Below are 15,567 nucleotides of genomic sequence, written 5' to 3'. Positions count from 1 at the left end.
TCCTTTAGAAGTTGAAGCGCAGGCCCACCATGTAGCGCTTGCCGAAGGCCTCGTACTCGGTGGTGCGCGAGCGGTGGCCCGACCAGCGCGCGCCGGGCTCGTCGAGCAGGTTGTTGGCGTCGAAGTAGACCTCGAAGTTGTCGTTGAACGCGTAGCGCACGGAGAGATCGAGGCGGCCGACCTCGTCCCAGTACGCGTCGCCCACCGCGTCGCCGTCGCCGATCGAATCCAGCCACTCGCTGCGGTACTGCCAGCTCAGGCGCGCCGACAGGCCGAAGGCCTCGTAGTAGACCGAGGTGTTGTAGATCACGTCCGACGCGCCCGGCAGGTCGACCTTGCGGCCGTCCGGCGTGGTCGCCTCGCTGTCGTTGAAGGTGACGTTGGCGCTGACGCCGAAGTCGCCGACCCACATCGGCAGATCGAAGGCTTCGGCCAGGGCGCCGAACTTCTGCGAGTAGGCCAGCTCCAGGCCCTGGATGTGGCCGCTGCCACCGTTGGCGAGCGTGAAGTAGGTGTACTGCGAGCGGTCGAAGCCGGGCGCGTTGAGCGCGTCGGAACCGAATGCCGGGACTTCGACGTCGAACAGCACGTCGCTCAGGTCCTTGTAGTAGATGCCGGCCGACAGGAAGCCCTGCGGACGCATGTACCACTCGTAGTAGACGTCGAAGCCGACGGCCTTCTCGGGGGTGGCGAAGGGGTTGCCGCCGTCGATCTCGCCGTCCTCGTCGTTGATCGCGAAGTTCGGGCGCAGGTCGGTGTAGTCGGGACGCGCGGAGCCGGTGTTGACCGAGAACCGGAGTTTCATGTCGTCGTTGAGGTTCCAGTTCGCGTGCACGCTCGGGAAGAACTCGACCCCGCTCTCCTCCACCGTGACCTTGCTGAAGCCGTCGTCGTCTTCGGCCATCGCCGAGGATTCGTTGTCGGTGTACTCGCCACGCACGCCGGCCACGACGTTGCCCCAGTCGAAGTGGGTGGTGGCCATCGCGTACAGCGCGACGATCGACTCGCTGACCTCGTACCACTCTTCCATCGGGACCGCGTCTTGCGTCTTGCCCAGGCCCTGCGACAGCAGTCCGTTCAGCAGGCCCCAGGCCTTGCCTTCGTGGTGGTAGCGGAAGTTGTAGCCCAGCGGCAGGCTGCCCTTGTACGGGACATTGGACGCGAATTCGGCCATGGTCGGGAGGGCGACGCCGGCGGCTTCGAGCGCAGCGCGCGTGACCCGGACCTCGGTTTCGTTGTTCTCCTTGGTGCGCTGGTCGTACTGGAAGCCCATCTGCAGCTCGGTCGGGCGTCCGAACAGCTCGAAGTCGCGGAACAGGTCGATCTTGCCGCTGAACGCATCGGTCCTGGCCAGGCCGCGCTCGGTGCCGAAGCGCCCGAACTCGTAGTCCGACGAATCGAGCGAGCGCTTCAGGTCGCCGGTCGAATAGGAGCCGTCCGGGTTGACGATCGTGTCCCACAGCGTCACGCCGTTGTTGTGCGGGTCGGTGAAGTCGTAATCCACCGTCGGGCGCTGGCTGCGGTCGTCGGGGCTCGCCCACGAGGATTTGAAGGACGGGCCGGATTCGTCCTTGGCCTCGGTGTAGTTGAGGCGCCACTTGCTGCGCCACTTGTCGAAGTTCTGGTCGCCGCCGAGCGTGGTGGTGAAGATGCTCTGCACGGTGTTGTTGATGTTCAGGGTGCTGCTCAGCTCGACGCCGTACAGCCGGCCCTTGTCCGGGGTGTTGCCGGCGGTGGTGTCGGCATAGCCGACGCCTTCTTCGAGGACGAACTCCATCGCATTGCGCATTTCGTGGTCGCTGAACTCGGTGTAGATCGAGCTCAGGAAGAAGCTGTGGTCGTCCGAGGGGCGGAACTCGAGGCGGCCGCTGAACGACTCGTTCTCGCGGGTGAGGCGGTAGAGCTTGTTCTGGTGGGCATCGGCCCACACGCGCTGGTCGCCGCCCGGCTGCACGTCATCGTCGGCAACCTCGAGATCGGTCTCGAAGTTGTCGGTGATCATGTCGCGCGAGTACTTCGACGCACCAAGCAGGAAGCCCCAGCGATCATCGGCGAAACGATTGGAGATGAAGCCGCCCCAGTTGTACTGGCTGCCGCCGCCGAGGTCGTTGTAGCCGATGCCGACGTCGCCGCCGACCTTCAGGCCCTCGTAGTCGAACGGGCTGCGGGTGATGATGTCGATGTTGCCGGCCAGGGTCTCGCCCGGCATCGCCGCGGTGACCGCCTTGCGCGCCACCACCTGCGAGGCGATCGACGAGGGCACGGTGTCCAGGCGCGCGGTGCGCCCGTCGGGGCTGATCACGTTGATGCCATCGAAGGCGATGGTGGTCCAGCGCGCCGGCGCGCCGCGCAGGTTGACGTAGCGCTCCTGGCCCTGGTCGCGCTCGACGGCCATGCCGGGCAGGCGGCTGATCGAGGCGGCGATGTTCTGGTCCGGGAAGCGGCCGATCGAGTCCGCCGCCACCACGCTGACCAGCGCGTTCGACGCGCGCTGTGCCTGCAGCGCCGCGTACTCGGACTCGGCGATCGGCATCATCGTACCGACCACCACCACCGAATCCAGCGTGGCCGCGGCACCGGCCTGGCCCATGGCGATGTCGGCCGATGCCGAGCGGCCCGCCTCGACATCCACGCTCTGGCGCATGTCGGGCCGGCCCACGTAGCTGATGACCAGCTCGTGGCGGCCGGCGGGAACGCGATGCAGCGCGAAGCTGCCATCGGAGCCGGTGACGGCGACCGTGTTCTGTCCCGCCACGCGCACCTCGGCGCCCACGAGGTAGCCACCGCGGCCGGCGTCGGTCACCACGCCGCTGACGGTGCCGAGGCCGGAATCGCCCTGCAGGCCAGCCGCGCCATCCGGCTGTTGGACCGGGTCGGTCGTGGACTGGGCATGCGCCTGTGCCTGCATGGTCAATGCGAGGGCAAGCGCGGCAGCGAGCGAGGTGGTCTTCAACATCGTTGTTTCCCTTGAAATGGATGTGCTGGCAAGCCCCTGTCGTACGCGGTCGACAAGGGCGTTATGTGATCTGGATGGTGGGTCGATGCGAAGGGCTGCAGCCGGTTCACGGCAAAGCTGCGCGGGACGCCATGTGAGACGCGCAATGGTCTTCGGCTCACATGACCCGGCAGGGTCAGTAATGTGGAAGTTTCGTTACATCGCCCACGCCCTGCGTGGACGGCCGTCAGGCACGGACAGTCGCGCGTACCGGCGTGCTTGCTCGCCGCGCGTGGCCCGCAAGCGCGGAAACAGCGGGCCGGCGCAGACGAAGCACCGCGTCACCACGCTGCCCTGAAAAAATGGTGGTACACAAGTAGCGATGGAGCGGTGCCCGCGGGCCGCCGCCACCGGGTCGGTGTCGCACGCGCACCACGACAGCTGGCACCGCCCGCCTGCGGGTCGGCTTCACGTGCTGTAGTAAGGTAGCGGCGCTGTCCAGCGGTGGCGCGCAATCTTGATGCAGTGATGCGGCGCCATCCGATATCGGGGGTGTGCCATGGATCGTCCCGCTTGCGAAGTTGCGCCCTCGGCGGCACAGGTCGACGCGCAGCTGCGCCGCATGCTCGATAGCCCGGTCTTCGTCAACGCCCCCACGCTGAGCCGTTTCCTGCGCCATGTGGTCGAGCACAGCCTGCGGCCCGATGGCATTGCGCTGAAGGAATACACGCTGGGCGTGGAGGTGTTTGGACGCGGCGACGATTTCGACCCGCGCATGGACACCATCGTGCGGACCCATGCGCGGCGCCTGCGCGCCAGGCTGGACGAGTACTACCAGGGGCCCGGCGGTGCCGACCCTATCGTGTTCGAGATGCCCAAGGGGCATTACCGGCCAGTGATGCGCTGGAACGTGGCCGCTGCCGTCGCCGGGACGCCCGGACTCGCGACCGGCACTGCGCCGGAGCGCCGGCAGCCGCACGAGCGCCGGCAGCCGCACGAGCCGTCTGTCCAGCTGCCCGCGCCTCGCTCGTCGCTGGTGGGGCGCGCCACCGAGCTGGCGGAGTTGTGCCGGTTGTTGCTGGACGACGACGTGCGCCTGGTGACCGTCACCGGCGCCGGCGGCAGCGGCAAGACCCGGCTGGCGCTGCAGGCCGCGTGGGACTGTGGCGGGCATTTCGCGACGGGGGTGAGGTTCGTGTCGCTGGCGGCCGCTACCGATGCCGCCGACATGGTGCGGGCGATGGCCACCGCGCTGGACGTGCGCCAGGTCGGCGGCCGGGCGTTGCAGGAGTCGATCACCGAGCACCTGCGCCGCGAAGTTACCCAGCCGGTCCTGCTCATGCTCGACAACCTCGAACAGATCAGTGCCGCCGCACCGGTGATTGGCCAGTGGCTGGATGCGTGTACTTGCCTCAAGGTCCTCGCCACCAGTCGCGTTGGACTCAGGCTCTACGGCGAACACGAATACCCGTTGTCGCCACTGCCGGTGCCGCCATTGGACCCGCTGCCGCCGCTCGAGGAGCTCGCGCGCAATCCGGCCGTCAGCCTGTTCGTGCTGCGTGCGGCGGCGACCTCGCGCGACGTCCGGCTCACGGCTGGCAACGCGCGCGCGATCGCCGAGCTGTGCCGCCGCCTGGACGGACTGCCGCTGGCGATCGAGCTGGTGTCGGCACAGGCGGGAACCCTGACCCCGATGGCGATGCTCGCCCGGTTCAGCGGCCACCTCGACCTGCCCGCGCATGTCGCCGGTGACATGCCCGAACGCCAGCGCACCTTGCGCCGCACGATCGACTGGAGCCACGAACTGCTCGACGACGCGGAACGCGTGATGCTGCGGCGGCTGTCGGTGTTCGTGGGCGGCTTCGACATCGAGGCCGCCGAGGCGGTGGGCGATACCGATGGCGACCTGCCCGGGGGTGCGGCGGCCGCGGTCATCGGGCTGGCCGCCAAGCACCTGATCGTGCCGCTGCGCAGCGACGGCGAACCCCGGTACAGCATGCTCGCGACCCTGCGCGAGTACGCGCTGGAGCGGCTGGCTGCGAGCGCCGAGGAAGGGCTGGTACGGCGCGCGCATGCCGCGTTCTGCCTGGTGCTGGCCGAGGAGGGCAATGCCGGCCTGCTGGCGGACGAACGCGAGCAGTGGCTGGCGCGCTGCGACCTGGAGCACGACAACTTCCGGGTCGCGATCGCCGGCCTCCTGCAGCGGGGCGAATGCGCCTGGGCGATGCGCCTGGGCGCTGCCTTGTTCGGCTACTGGGAGCGGCGCGAGCACGTGGTCGAGGCCGATGCCCAGTTGCGCGCGATCCTGGCGCGCTGCAGTCCCGAGGTGGACCCGATGCTATGGGTCAAGTTGGCGAACTTCGCGGGTGCCATCACCGGCATCCACCAACCCGACGGCGAGCCCTGGCACCTGGTCGAACGGGCGCTTGAGGTCAGCACCCGGGCAGGCGACCAGCGGGGCATGGCGGCCTGCCTGAACTCGCTGGGCGTGCATCGGCAATTCGCCGGGGACCTGGCCGGCGCGCGCGGCTGGTACGAGCAGACACTGGAGACCTGCAGGGCGATTGGCGATGGCCGGGAGATTGCCGGTGCGCTGAGCAACCTGGCCAAGAATGACCTGCTGCTGGGCGATCCGCTGGCCGCGCGCGCACGCCTGCAGGAGGCGCTGGCGCTGTTCCGCGAAGCCCAGGATCCGCTCCTGGTCGCGTGGTGCCTCAACCACCTGGGCGACGTGGCGTTCGGGCTGGACGATCACCCCGAGGCCAGCCGGCTGTATCGGGAAAGCGGCGCGATGTTCCAGGCGATGGGCGACTGCTGGGGCGTGGCGCGGTGCTGCACCGACCTGGGGCATCTGGCCATAGCAACCGGCGACCTGCCCGGGGCGGGGCTGCGCTTCATCGAGGCCTTGAACCTGTTCGTGCGGCTGCGCCACCGACGCGGCGTGGCGATCCTGCTGGAAGGCTGCGCGCAACTGCTCGGCTTGCAGCATCGCAGCGAGCAGGCGCTGGTGATCTGCGGCGCGGCCCGACAGCTGCGCCAGACGCTTGCGGTGCCGGGACGATCGGCCCAGCAGGCGTGCCTGGAAGACCTGATGGCTGCGATCAGGCGCGAGATCGCCCCCGAAATCGCAGACGCGTATGGGGCACGCGGCGCCGGAATGCCGCTGGCTGCGGCAATCCAGTACGCGCTGGAGGCCGTGCAGCCCGCCGGCCCCGCGGTTACGCCTGCTTGAGCGGGTCCAGCAAGTGCCTCACCGCGGAAATCCGGTCGGCCGGCAGGCCCATTTCCCGCGCGTGTGCCCGGATCAGCGCTTCGTCGGGCGAGAAGTAGATGCAGTAGATCTTGTCGTCGGTTACGTAGCTGTGGATCCACTGGATGTCGGGTCCGAGTTCCTGCAGCACGCCCAGCGATTGCCGGGAGGTTTCGTCCAGCTGCGCCTGGGACAATCCGCCCGCGCCCGGGACACTGCGTTCGATTACGAACTGTGGCATGTCGGCTCCTTCGTGGCCTGCGCGGCCTATGGGTGGACGCGACCGACTATAGCGCCCGCTGCGCCGCGGTAATCCGCCGTTCGGCCGGGTTCACCGTGAAGTCCCGGTGTGTCACTCCCGCCCGCTGCGGCGCGGTCCGAAGCTGTCGACTCGTGAATTGCCGCCCGGCGTCGCGGAGTCAGCTGCAGGGCGGTCCCAGACCCCGGCTCCGAAGAGGACATTCCGATGCGTATCCATTCCGCCGCGTTCGCAGTGCTCGCGCTGTGCCTTGCCGCGTCATCGTCGCCGGTGCTGGCCGACGGTGACGGCGCGACACACGAAGAAAAACTCACACCGCAAGTCCGCCAGCAGCTGGCAGCCCTGAGGGCCGCCACCGCCCGTTACCACGACTTCGACCTGGCCACGCAGGCCGGCGGCTGGGGGGTGCCCGTGCCCGAAACGCTCGAATGCCTGGACAGCGCCAGCGGCGGCATGGGCTACCACTTCGTCAATCCCGGCAATTTCGGCGTGCTCGATCCGACCCGTCCCCAGGCATTGATCTACGAGCCCGAGTGGGACGGATCGATGCGGCTGGTGGCGGTGGAATACATCGTGATCGCGCCGGAGTCCGCGCCCGCCCCGGTGTTGTTCGACCGGACGTTCCACTGGAACGAGCGCTTCCAGATATGGGCGCTGCATGCGTGGGTCTGGCGCGGCAATCCGCTCGGCGTGTTCGCCGACTACAACCCGATTGTGAGCTGCCGCCATGCGTTCTGATCCACGCCCAGCGTGACGCCCGCACAGCTGCCGCCGGTCACGCCGGCCGGCGGCAGCCCTGCGGCCGAAATGCTTAGCCAAGACGCGTATCGAACCGCACCGCGAACCCGGCCGGGGAAAATGCCATGAACATTGGAAAGAGCAGACAGCGCGCGATCGTGCTGGCAACCGGAATCGGCATCGCGAGCGCGGCCGGCCTGGTCCTCGCGTTGCCGGCCACCTCGCCGCTGCGGCAGGCGCTCGACCGCTTGGCCGGAATGACCGTTCCGGCGCGCGCGGACGCTGAAGTTGCGGCTGAAGCGTTGTCGCCTTCCTTGAACATCGCGTCGGCCCCGCTGGAAGCCGCCACCCTGGCGTCGTCGGCGACCACCAGCGACTCGATGACCACGCGCAATCCCGCCGGCTGGCTGCGCAGCGTCAACCGCTTGGGGGCGATCGATCTGCAGTCCGCCTTCTTCCAGAGCCTGGGGCGCAACGGTCGCTCCTGCTCGAGTTGCCACGAGATGGGCGCGGCCTGGTCGATCACGCCGCGCGAGATCCAGGCGCGGTTCGACGCCACCGACGGCACCGACCCGTTGTTCAGGCCCAACGACGGCTCCAACTCACCACGGGCCGATGTTTCGACGACGCAGGCGCGGCGCCGTGCCTACAGCATGCTGCTCCGCCGCGGGGTGATCCGGGTCGGGATCGGGATACCCGAAGATGCGGAGTTCGTGCTGGCCGCCGTGGACGACCCCTACGGCTATGCCAGCGCCAAGGAGCTCTCGCTGTTCCGACGGCCGCTGCCGTCGACCAACCTCGCGTTCCTGACCGGCGTCATGTGGGACGGCCGCGAAACCACTACCGCCTTCCTGCCACCGATGCATGCCGGCCAGAGCAATGCGGTGCTGACCGAGTCATTGATCCGGCAGGTCACTTCCGCCACCGTCGGCCACGCCGAGGGCCTGGACCCGACCCCCGAACAGATCGCCGACATCGTGGCCTTTGAAACCGGACTCACCACGGCGCAGGTCCGCGATGACGTCGCCGGCTATCTCAATGCCGACGATGCCCTGGGCGGGCCGCGCATCCTCGCCAACCAGCGCTTCCACATCGGCATCAACGACACGCTCGGTGCGGATCCCACCGGTGCCGCGTTCGATCCGCGCGCCATGGACCTGTTCGCGGGCTGGAGCCGCCAGCCCGAAAGGGGGCGTGTCCAGGCTCAGCGCGCGTCGATCGCGCGTGGCGAGCGTCTGTTCAACGAGATGCCGATCGATATCGGCGGCGTCGCCGGCCTCAACGACGCCCTGGGCGTGACGAGCATCCGTGGCACTTGCAGCACCTGTCACAACGCCCCCAACGTCGGCAACCACACGGTGACCCTGCCGCTGGATCTGGGCCTGACCGATGCATCGCGTCGCACGCCGGACATGCCGCTGTACACCCTGGTGCGCAAGTCCAATGGTGATCGCGTGCAGACCACCGATCCGGGACTGGCGCTGATCACCGGCAAGTGGGCCGACATCGGGCGCTTCAAGGGTCCGATCCTGCGGGGCCTGGCCGCGCGTCCGCCGTATTTCCACAATGGCTTCGCGCCGTCGCTGGAGAAGGTGGTGGAGTTCTACGACACCCGCTTCGAGATCGACATGAGCGAGCGCGAGAAGCGCGACATGGCGGCGTTCCTGCGCGCGCTGTGACCGCGTCCGCCGGCCGGTCTCCCGTGGGTCGCACCGCCCCGGCCGGGCATAACCCCGCTTGCGGCATGATTGGCGCTCTTGGGAGCACCCGCTCGCGTTTCAGCCGGAGTGCCCATGCGTCGCATCCTTGCCGTGTCCGCCCTGTCCATGGCCCTGTGCGTGGCCTGCCCGCATGTCGCGCCAGGGCGCGACGAAGCAGCTGGCCTGGCAGATCGCAGCCGTCGACGAAATGAAATCCAGCTTCGACTACGACGCCCGGCGATGACCCCAAGCTGTCATCACCGGCGCGCCGTTCACCGACGGCGCCGGCAGCGCGTTCTGGGCCGATCGCAGGAGTCGATGACCCTCAATCGTTTTTGTGCGTGATCTTCGGGCACAAAAAACCCCGCAGCGATGGCGGGGTTGCGCGTACAACTTGCTGATTTAAAGAGTAAATTGGTGGCTATGGGTGGACTCGAACCACCGACCCCGGCATTATGAGTGCCGTGCTCTAACCAGCTGAGCTACATAGCCATAGGGTTCGCACGCTGCTCGCGGCGAGCCGGCGATTGTCCACTGGGCCGGCGCCGACGTCAAATCAAGCGACCGCGGCTTGTCGCCCCCGGCGGCCCGTGGCAGAGTCGGTCGCAGTGACGCTGGAAGCGTCGAAAGACCTCAGGAGTCCGCATCGTGATCGATCCGGACGGCTATCGCCCCAACGTGGGCATTGTGTTGATGCACCCGGATGGCCGGGTGTTCTGGGCGCGCCGCGTGCGCCGCGACGGCTGGCAGTTCCCGCAGGGCGGGATGAACTCCGACGAGACGCCGATCGAGGCCATGTACCGCGAGCTCCAGGAGGAGACCGGGCTGCTGCCCGGCCACGTCGACGTGCTTGGGGCCACGCCGGGCTGGCTGCGCTACCGGCTGCCGTCGCGCGCCATCCGTCGCAACGACCGCCTGGTCTGCATCGGCCAGAAGCAGGTCTGGTTCCTGCTCCGCTTCACCGGGGCCGACGCCGACCTGCGCCTGGACCTGACCGACAAGCCCGAGTTCGACCACTGGCGCTGGGTGGACTTCTGGTACCCGCTGGAGCACGTGGTCACCTTCAAGCGCGGCGTCTATGCCCGCGCCCTGCAGCACCTCGCCCACTTTGCCCGGGAGGTGGCCGGGCCCCGGGCGGTGCCGACGATCAGCCTCGAGGCGCAGCGGTCCCGCGGCCGGTCGGCCCGGGCGGCGGGGCAGGGTCCGGGGCCGGCACGTCGCCCCGTCGCGCAGGATTGACAATCATTCTCATTCTCCATGACAATCATCGGCGTCCCAATTCTCCGAGTACGCCGTGTACGTCTGTGTCTGCAACGGGGTCACCGACCATGAGATCCGCGAGGCCGCGGCCGCGGGCTGCGGCAGCATGACCGAGCTCACCATGCGCACGGGTTGTGGCGCTGCCTGCGGAAGCTGCGTCGGCACTGCAACCGGCCTGCTGGAAGACGCCGCCGCTGCCCGCAAGGCCGTGCAGGTCCTGCCCCTCGCCAACGCGGCCTGAGGCACGCGCCTCCGGGCGCTCCGCGCAAACTGGCGCCTCCCCGGCCCACCGCTGGCCTCGCCCCGCCCGGATGCGGTTGGGGATGATCACGATTCGCGTTCCGGCATGCCGCGCCGGTTGGCGCTAGAGTCCCCGGCATCTTCCCCACGCCAGCCGGAGGCATGCCATGAAGGGCGATCCCCAGGTCATCAAGTACCTCAACCAGGCGCTGTTCAACGAACTCACCGCGATCAACCAGTACTTCCTGCACGCCAAGATGCTGAAGAACTGGGGCCTCGAAGACCTCGCCAAGCACGAGTACGAGGAATCGATCGACGAGATGAAGCACGCCGACCAGCTGGCGGACCGCATCCTGTTCCTCGAAGGGCTGCCGAACTTCCAGGCGCTGGGCAAGCTGCGCGTGGGCGAGTCGCCGCGCGAGATCCTCGAGTGCGACCTGTCGCTGGAGCTCGACGGCCTGCCCGTGCTTCGCGAGGCCATCGAGTACTGCGACAGCATCAAGGACTACACCAGCGGCCGCCTGTTCAAGGACATCCTCGACTCCGAGGAAGAGCACGTGGACTGGATCGAGACCCAGCTCGACCTGATCGACCGCGTCGGCGAACAGAACTACCTGCAGTCGAAGATGGGCGGCTGACGCCGCCCGGTCCTGCATCCTCCGCGCAGGCCGCTCAGGCCTGCGCCTGGCTCGCCGCTTTCAGCGCCGCGCGGGCCCTGTTGAACTCGTTGGCCACCAGCGCCACCGCCACGGCGGGGCGTTCGAGCAGGCGCTCGCGGGCGCCAAGCTCCACGCGCTTGGCTGCGGCCGACAGCGACATCGCGCCCAGGTTGGCGCTGGACGACTTCAGCGAGTGCGCGGCGTCGCGCAGGGCTTCGTAATCCGGGCCGGTGGCCGCCTGCTCGAGGGTGCCGATCAGGCGCGGGGTGTCGGCCAGGAAGACGTCGACCAGGTGGTCGAGGTCGCCGCCGAGCATGGCGCGGAGTTCGTCGAGGATTTCGTGGTCGAGCACCGGTGGCAGGACCGGTGGTGGCGGCACCGCCGAAATCGCCGCGGGCGCCGGTGCAGGTGCAGGTGCAGGTGCAGGTGCAGGAGGGGCCGGGGCTGGCGGCGGTGCGGCCGGCGTTGGAAACACCGCCAGCGAGGGCGCAGCCGCCGCGGGTGCATGGACATCCATCGGCGCATCGAACCGGCCCCATTCCTGCACGGGCGCGAGGTCGGGCGCGTCGGGTTCGGCCACTGGCGGGATCTCGTCCACGAACTCGACGATCTCCTCGGCCCCGTCGCCGTACTCGATCATGTCGCCGGTGTCCGGATCCACCTCGTACGACTCGCGCTGCGCGGCGAGCGCGGCCGTCTCGGCATTCCACCAGCGCGCCAGCGTGCGCTCGAGCTCGCTGCGGGTCACGGGCTTGGCGAGGTAGTCGTCCATGCCGGCGTCCAGGCACTTCTGGCGGTCACCGGCCATGGCGTTGGCGGTCATGGCGATGATCGGCACGTGGCGGCCGTCGCCGGCGGCCTCCTCAATCTCGCGCCAGCGGCGGGTGGCGGTGTAGCCGTCCATGACCGGCATCTGGCAGTCCATCAGCACGATGTCGTAGCGCGAGGCTTCCATGCGCAGCAGGGCGGCTTCGCCGTTGCTGGCGGTGTCGCAGGTGATGCCGAGCACCGACAGCAGGCGCTGGCCCACCATCAGGTTCACGGGGTTGTCCTCGACCAGCAGCACGCGCGCGGCGCGCACGGGTGCGGTGGAGGGCGGCGGTGTGTTGGCGGTGGCCATTGCGGTGGATTCCCTGGCGTTGTCCGGTGTCTGTGCGACATTCCCGCCCAGCAGGGCGGCACGGAGATCGGCATCGGGGGCCTGCCGGCTGAGTAGCGTGACGCTGCGTTGCAGCTCTTCGGGGACCGGGTCGTCTCCGTACAGGCAGACCAGCTTGAGGTTGCCGTACACGGCCTGGCGGCCGAGGTTGCGGTGCAGGGCCACCGCGGTGCTGCGCATGCCGGCGAGATCCGCCAGCACGAGGGAATAGGCCCAGGGCGCGCCCTGGTTGGCGGCTGCGCGCAGGCGGTCCAGGGCTTCCTGGGTGGTCTCGACCGAACTCACGCGCAGGCCCCAGTTGGGCAGCAGCATCGACAGCCGCAGGCGCAGGCGCGGGTCCGCGCTGAGCAGGAGCAGGCGGCCGCGGGCGGCGCTGTCCTCGGCGCTGCTCGGCATGTCGCCGGCGGCCTTGAGCAGGGGGATCTCGAACCAGAAGGTCGCGCCGTGCCCGGGCTCGGATTCCACGCCGATGCGCCCGCCCATCAGGTCGACGATGCGCTTGGAGATCGCCAGGCCCAGGCCGGTGCCGCCGTAGAGGCGGGTGGTGGACGCATCGGCCTGGCTGAAGGCCTGGAACAGGCGCGCCTGCGAGGCGGGCGCGATGCCGATGCCGCTGTCGCGCACTTCGAAGCGCAGCTGGTGCTGGGCGGCGGTCTCGCCGATGCGGCGCACGGTCATCGACACCGAGCCGCGCTCGGTGAACTTCACCGCGTTCGACACCAGGTTGCCCAGCACCTGGCGCATGCGCACCGGATCGCCGCGCACGGCCAGGCGCACGGCCGGGTCGATGTCGAGGCTCATGCGCAGGCCCTTGCCCTGGGCGGGGCGGTCCATCAGATGCATCACGCCCTCGAGCAGCTCGCGCAGGTTGAAGCCGGTGGTCTCGAGCTCGAGCTTGTCGGCCTCGAGCTTGGAGTAGTCGAGGATGTCGTCGACGATGCGCAGCATCTGCTGCGACGAGGTGTACGCCGTGCGCACCAGCTCGGCATGGTCGGCGGCGAGCTGCGCATGCATCAGCAGGTCGAGCATCGGCACGATGCCGTTGAGCGGGGTGCGGATCTCGTGGCTCATGGTGGCCAGGAACTCGCCCTTGGCCATCACCGCCGATTCCGCCGCCTGCTTGGCATGGCGCAGCTGGGATTCGAGCTGGGTGTGTTGGTCGATCTGCGCCTGGAGCTGCTCCATCACCGTTTCGTCGCGGCGCGCGCGTTCGTCGGCCTCGTCCATCTCCTGGTCGCGCTTGCGCACGCTGACGTGGATGGCGATGACCGCGAACAGCACCAGCAGCACCAGCACCAGCGCCGCATGCTGCCAGGGACCTTCGAGCCCGAACACGTCCAGCACCAGGGTCAGCGCGGCGCCGGCGGCCGCCCCCAGGGCGAGCCAGCGGAACATCAGGGCCGAGGGCCGTCCACGTGTCAGCATCTTCAGAGCACCGAGTGGTCGAAGTCGTAGTCCAGTCCGCCCGCCGCCTGCTGCACCAGGTTGCCCTGGATGAAGTCGACGCCGCTCATCCAGAGCGTGGCCGCGGCCTGCGGATCCTCCACCTGCTGGCCGATGACGTACAGGCCGAGGCGGTGTGCGCGCTCGATTGCCTCGCGCATCGCGTCGCGTGCCGAAGGATCGTCGAGTTTCTGCGAATAGCGCGACGCCAGGCGCACGTAGCCCAGCGGCAGCTGGCCGAGCAGGGCGTCGGCCTCGCGGCCGGACTGGTACTGGCCCAGGCACAGCTGCACGCCCGCGGGGACCATGGCGTCGCAGAATTCGCGCAGGGCAAGGGCATGGATCAGGGCCTCGTCCTGGCGAACGTCGATCACGATCCGTTCGCCCTCCACGCCGTAGGCGGCGAGCATGCCCAGCACATGGTCGGCGTGGCCGTCGCGGGCCAGGCTGCGCGCGGACTGCGAGACGAACAGGCGCACCGGCTTGCCCGCCTCCGCGCGCTGGTGCAGCACCGTCACGGCCAGCTCGAGCACGCACGCGTCGATGTCGTGCATGAGGTCGGCGGCATCGGCGGCGGGCAGGAACTCCGCCGCGGGCAGCAGGCTGCCGTCGTCCCGGCGCATGCGCAGCAGGGTCTGGAACTGGGCCTCGTCGCCGCCGGCCACGGCCACCACCGGCTGGAACGCGAGTTCGAAGCGGTTGTCGGCCAGCGCCTGGCGCACGGACTCGGCCACGGCCTGATCGTGGTCGCGCTGGCGCGGTGGTTGGTAGCCGGCCACCGCGGTGGGCTGGGCGCGGGCCTCGCGCAGGGCGCGCTCGGCCGCGGCCAGCGCGCTGCTGGCATCGCCATAGGCATGGGCCAGGGTGGTATAGCCGACGAAGGCGCGCAGGCGCACCGATTCATCGTTCACGGTGAAGCCTTCGCGGCCGAGGGCGTCGCGCAGGGCGCGCGCGCTTTCGGGAAGCTGGTCGGTGGCGACTCCCGCGGCGTGGACCAGGTAGATGCTGTCGCTCAGGCGCGACACGGCGTGCCCGGCCGCGGCTGCGCCGATGCGGCCCGCGGCATCGGTGAGCAGCTGTTCCAGGCCGGCATAGCCGTAGCGGTCGCGCAGGGCACCGATGCCGGCGACCTCGACCATGTACAGCGCGCCCTTGCCGTCGCCGGGGATCACCGAATTCAGGCGCTGCAGCATGTGCGAGCGGGTGTACAGGCCGGTGACGGGATGGCGGCCGCTGCCGCTGCGCTCGCGCTGGAGCACGCGTGCGCGGCGCACGCGGCTCTGCACCGCGGCGATGAGGTGGCGCGGACGCACGGGCTTGGTGAGGAAGTCGTCGGCGCCGGTTTCGAGGGCTTCGAACTGGCGCTCGGGGTCCGGGTCACCGGTGAGGAACACGATCGGCACGTGCCCGTGCGCCTCGTGGTTGCGGATGAGGTTGGTGAGTTCGACGCCGTCCATGCCCGGGATGTGCAGGTCCATCAGCACCAGGTCGGGGCGGAAGGCGTCCAGCGAGGCCATCACTTCGTTTGCCACCGAGACCACGGCGGCCTGCATGCCGGCGCCGCTCAGTACGCTCTCGGCGAACAGGGCCTGGCTGAGGTCGTCCTCGACCACCAGTACGCGGTAGGGCGCCTCGGTGCTGCCGTCGGCGGCGACCGGCGGAGTGACGGCCGGCGGAGGCGGCTCCGCCGGGGGCAGGTCGATGCGCACGGACACCGGGGAGGCAGCGTCTTCGCACCAGCGGCGCCAGTAGCCGGCCGGTGGGAACTCGGCGCGGGCCGGCACGGGCAGTGGCGCTGTCGTGCCGGTGCCCGCCAGGGACCGTGTGCCGGGTGCTGCGCTCACTGCGGGGCTCCTCCGTGGGCGAAAACGGAGGCCCGCCGCGTCCAGCGCGTCCCCCGAATCGCCAAGCCTACAACGAACCG

11 protein-coding genes and 1 tRNA gene are annotated in these 15,567 nt (G+C 69.3%); 6 read left to right on the top strand and 6 right to left on the bottom strand.

Annotation, left to right across the window (positions count from 1 at the left end):
- Nucleotides 1-4 precede the first annotated feature (4 nt).
- A complete protein-coding gene (locus E2169_RS11640) occupies nt 5-2,956 on the bottom strand; it encodes a TonB-dependent receptor (protein ID WP_132986778.1) in 2,952 nt (983 codons plus the stop codon).
- A gap of 538 nt (nt 2,957-3,494) precedes the next feature.
- On the opposite strand from E2169_RS11640, the gene E2169_RS11635 reads away from it, so the two are divergent.
- Nucleotides 3,495-6,167 carry an ATP-binding protein gene (locus tag E2169_RS11635; RefSeq protein WP_132986777.1) on the top strand — a complete coding sequence of 891 codons (2,673 nt, stop codon included), beginning with the start codon at nt 3,495-3,497 and terminating at the stop codon, nt 6,165-6,167.
- Here the strand turns inward: E2169_RS11635 and E2169_RS11630 are convergent.
- Nucleotides 6,154-6,426 (bottom strand): DUF4242 domain-containing protein, encoded by a 273-nt coding sequence (locus E2169_RS11630; RefSeq protein ID WP_132986776.1) that lies wholly within the window; start codon nt 6,424-6,426, stop codon nt 6,154-6,156. The two genes, E2169_RS11635 and E2169_RS11630, sit on opposite strands and share 14 nt — an antisense overlap.
- 225 nt (nt 6,427-6,651) lie before the next feature.
- Between E2169_RS11630 and E2169_RS11625 the strand changes: the two genes are divergently transcribed.
- Entirely contained in the window at nt 6,652-7,182 is a 531-nt protein-coding gene (locus E2169_RS11625) for a hypothetical protein (RefSeq protein ID WP_132986775.1), read from the top strand.
- Between the two features lie 73 nt (nt 7,183-7,255).
- On the opposite strand, the gene E2169_RS14355 is transcribed toward E2169_RS11625, so the two are convergent.
- Nucleotides 7,256-7,570 (bottom strand): hypothetical protein, encoded by a 315-nt coding sequence (locus E2169_RS14355; protein WP_207918390.1) that lies wholly within the window; start codon nt 7,568-7,570, stop codon nt 7,256-7,258.
- On the opposite strand from E2169_RS14355, the gene E2169_RS11620 reads away from it, so the two are divergent.
- Nucleotides 7,563-8,861, top strand: a complete 1,299-nt coding sequence (locus E2169_RS11620) for a hypothetical protein (protein WP_207918389.1) — start codon at nt 7,563-7,565, stop codon at nt 8,859-8,861. The two genes, E2169_RS14355 and E2169_RS11620, sit on opposite strands and share 8 nt — an antisense overlap.
- Before the next feature lie 436 nt (nt 8,862-9,297).
- Here E2169_RS11620 and E2169_RS11615 read toward each other — a convergent pair.
- Nucleotides 9,298-9,374: transfer RNA gene (locus E2169_RS11615), tRNA-Met, on the bottom strand.
- Nucleotides 9,375-9,530: 156 nt separating this feature from the next.
- On the opposite strand from E2169_RS11615, the gene E2169_RS11610 reads away from it, so the two are divergent.
- From E2169_RS11610 to bfr, 3 genes are all read left to right on the top strand, one after another.
- Nucleotides 9,531-10,121, top strand: a complete 591-nt coding sequence (locus E2169_RS11610) for an RNA pyrophosphohydrolase (RefSeq protein WP_308422596.1) — start codon at nt 9,531-9,533, stop codon at nt 10,119-10,121.
- 55 nt (nt 10,122-10,176) lie between these two features.
- Nucleotides 10,177-10,383, top strand: coding sequence for a (2Fe-2S)-binding protein (locus E2169_RS11605; RefSeq protein WP_132986774.1), 207 nt, complete (start codon nt 10,177-10,179; stop codon nt 10,381-10,383).
- 166 nt (nt 10,384-10,549) lie between these two features.
- Nucleotides 10,550-11,020, top strand: a complete 471-nt coding sequence (gene bfr, locus E2169_RS11600) for a bacterioferritin (RefSeq protein WP_132986773.1) — start codon at nt 10,550-10,552, stop codon at nt 11,018-11,020.
- A 34-nt stretch (nt 11,021-11,054) separates the two neighbouring features.
- On the opposite strand, the gene E2169_RS11595 is transcribed toward bfr, so the two are convergent.
- Both E2169_RS11595 and E2169_RS11590 read right to left on the bottom strand, forming a co-directional pair.
- Entirely contained in the window at nt 11,055-13,625 is a 2,571-nt protein-coding gene (locus E2169_RS11595; protein ID WP_132986772.1) for a hybrid sensor histidine kinase/response regulator, read from the bottom strand.
- A gap of 2 nt (nt 13,626-13,627) precedes the next feature.
- Nucleotides 13,628-15,487, bottom strand: a complete 1,860-nt coding sequence (locus E2169_RS11590) for an EAL domain-containing protein (RefSeq protein ID WP_229659170.1) — start codon at nt 15,485-15,487, stop codon at nt 13,628-13,630.
- Nucleotides 15,488-15,567 lie beyond the last annotated feature (80 nt).

This window comes from Luteimonas terricola (assembly GCF_004352845.1).
GTDB classification, from domain to species: Bacteria; Pseudomonadota; Gammaproteobacteria; order Xanthomonadales; family Xanthomonadaceae; genus Luteimonas; species Luteimonas terricola.
Note: the sequence above shows the minus strand (reverse complement) of the source record. Positions and strands in the feature narration are given on the sequence as shown.

Excerpts from the sequence above, each read along its gene's own strand:
- E2169_RS11625 (WP_132986775.1), top strand. The coding sequence starts at position 6,652 with ATGCGTATCCATTCCGCCGCGTTCGCAGTGCTCGCGCTGTGCCTTGCC.
- E2169_RS11635 (WP_132986777.1), top strand. The coding sequence starts at position 3,495 with ATGGATCGTCCCGCTTGCGAAGTTGCGCCCTCGGCGGCACAGGTCGAC.
- E2169_RS11595 (WP_132986772.1), bottom strand. The coding sequence starts at position 13,625 with ATGCTGACACGTGGACGGCCCTCGGCCCTGATGTTCCGCTGGCTCGCC.
- bfr (WP_132986773.1), top strand. The coding sequence starts at position 10,550 with ATGAAGGGCGATCCCCAGGTCATCAAGTACCTCAACCAGGCGCTGTTC.
- E2169_RS11630 (WP_132986776.1), bottom strand. The coding sequence starts at position 6,426 with ATGCCACAGTTCGTAATCGAACGCAGTGTCCCGGGCGCGGGCGGATTG.
- E2169_RS11620 (WP_207918389.1), top strand. The coding sequence starts at position 7,563 with ATGACCACGCGCAATCCCGCCGGCTGGCTGCGCAGCGTCAACCGCTTG.
- E2169_RS11640 (WP_132986778.1), bottom strand. The coding sequence starts at position 2,956 with ATGTTGAAGACCACCTCGCTCGCTGCCGCGCTTGCCCTCGCATTGACC.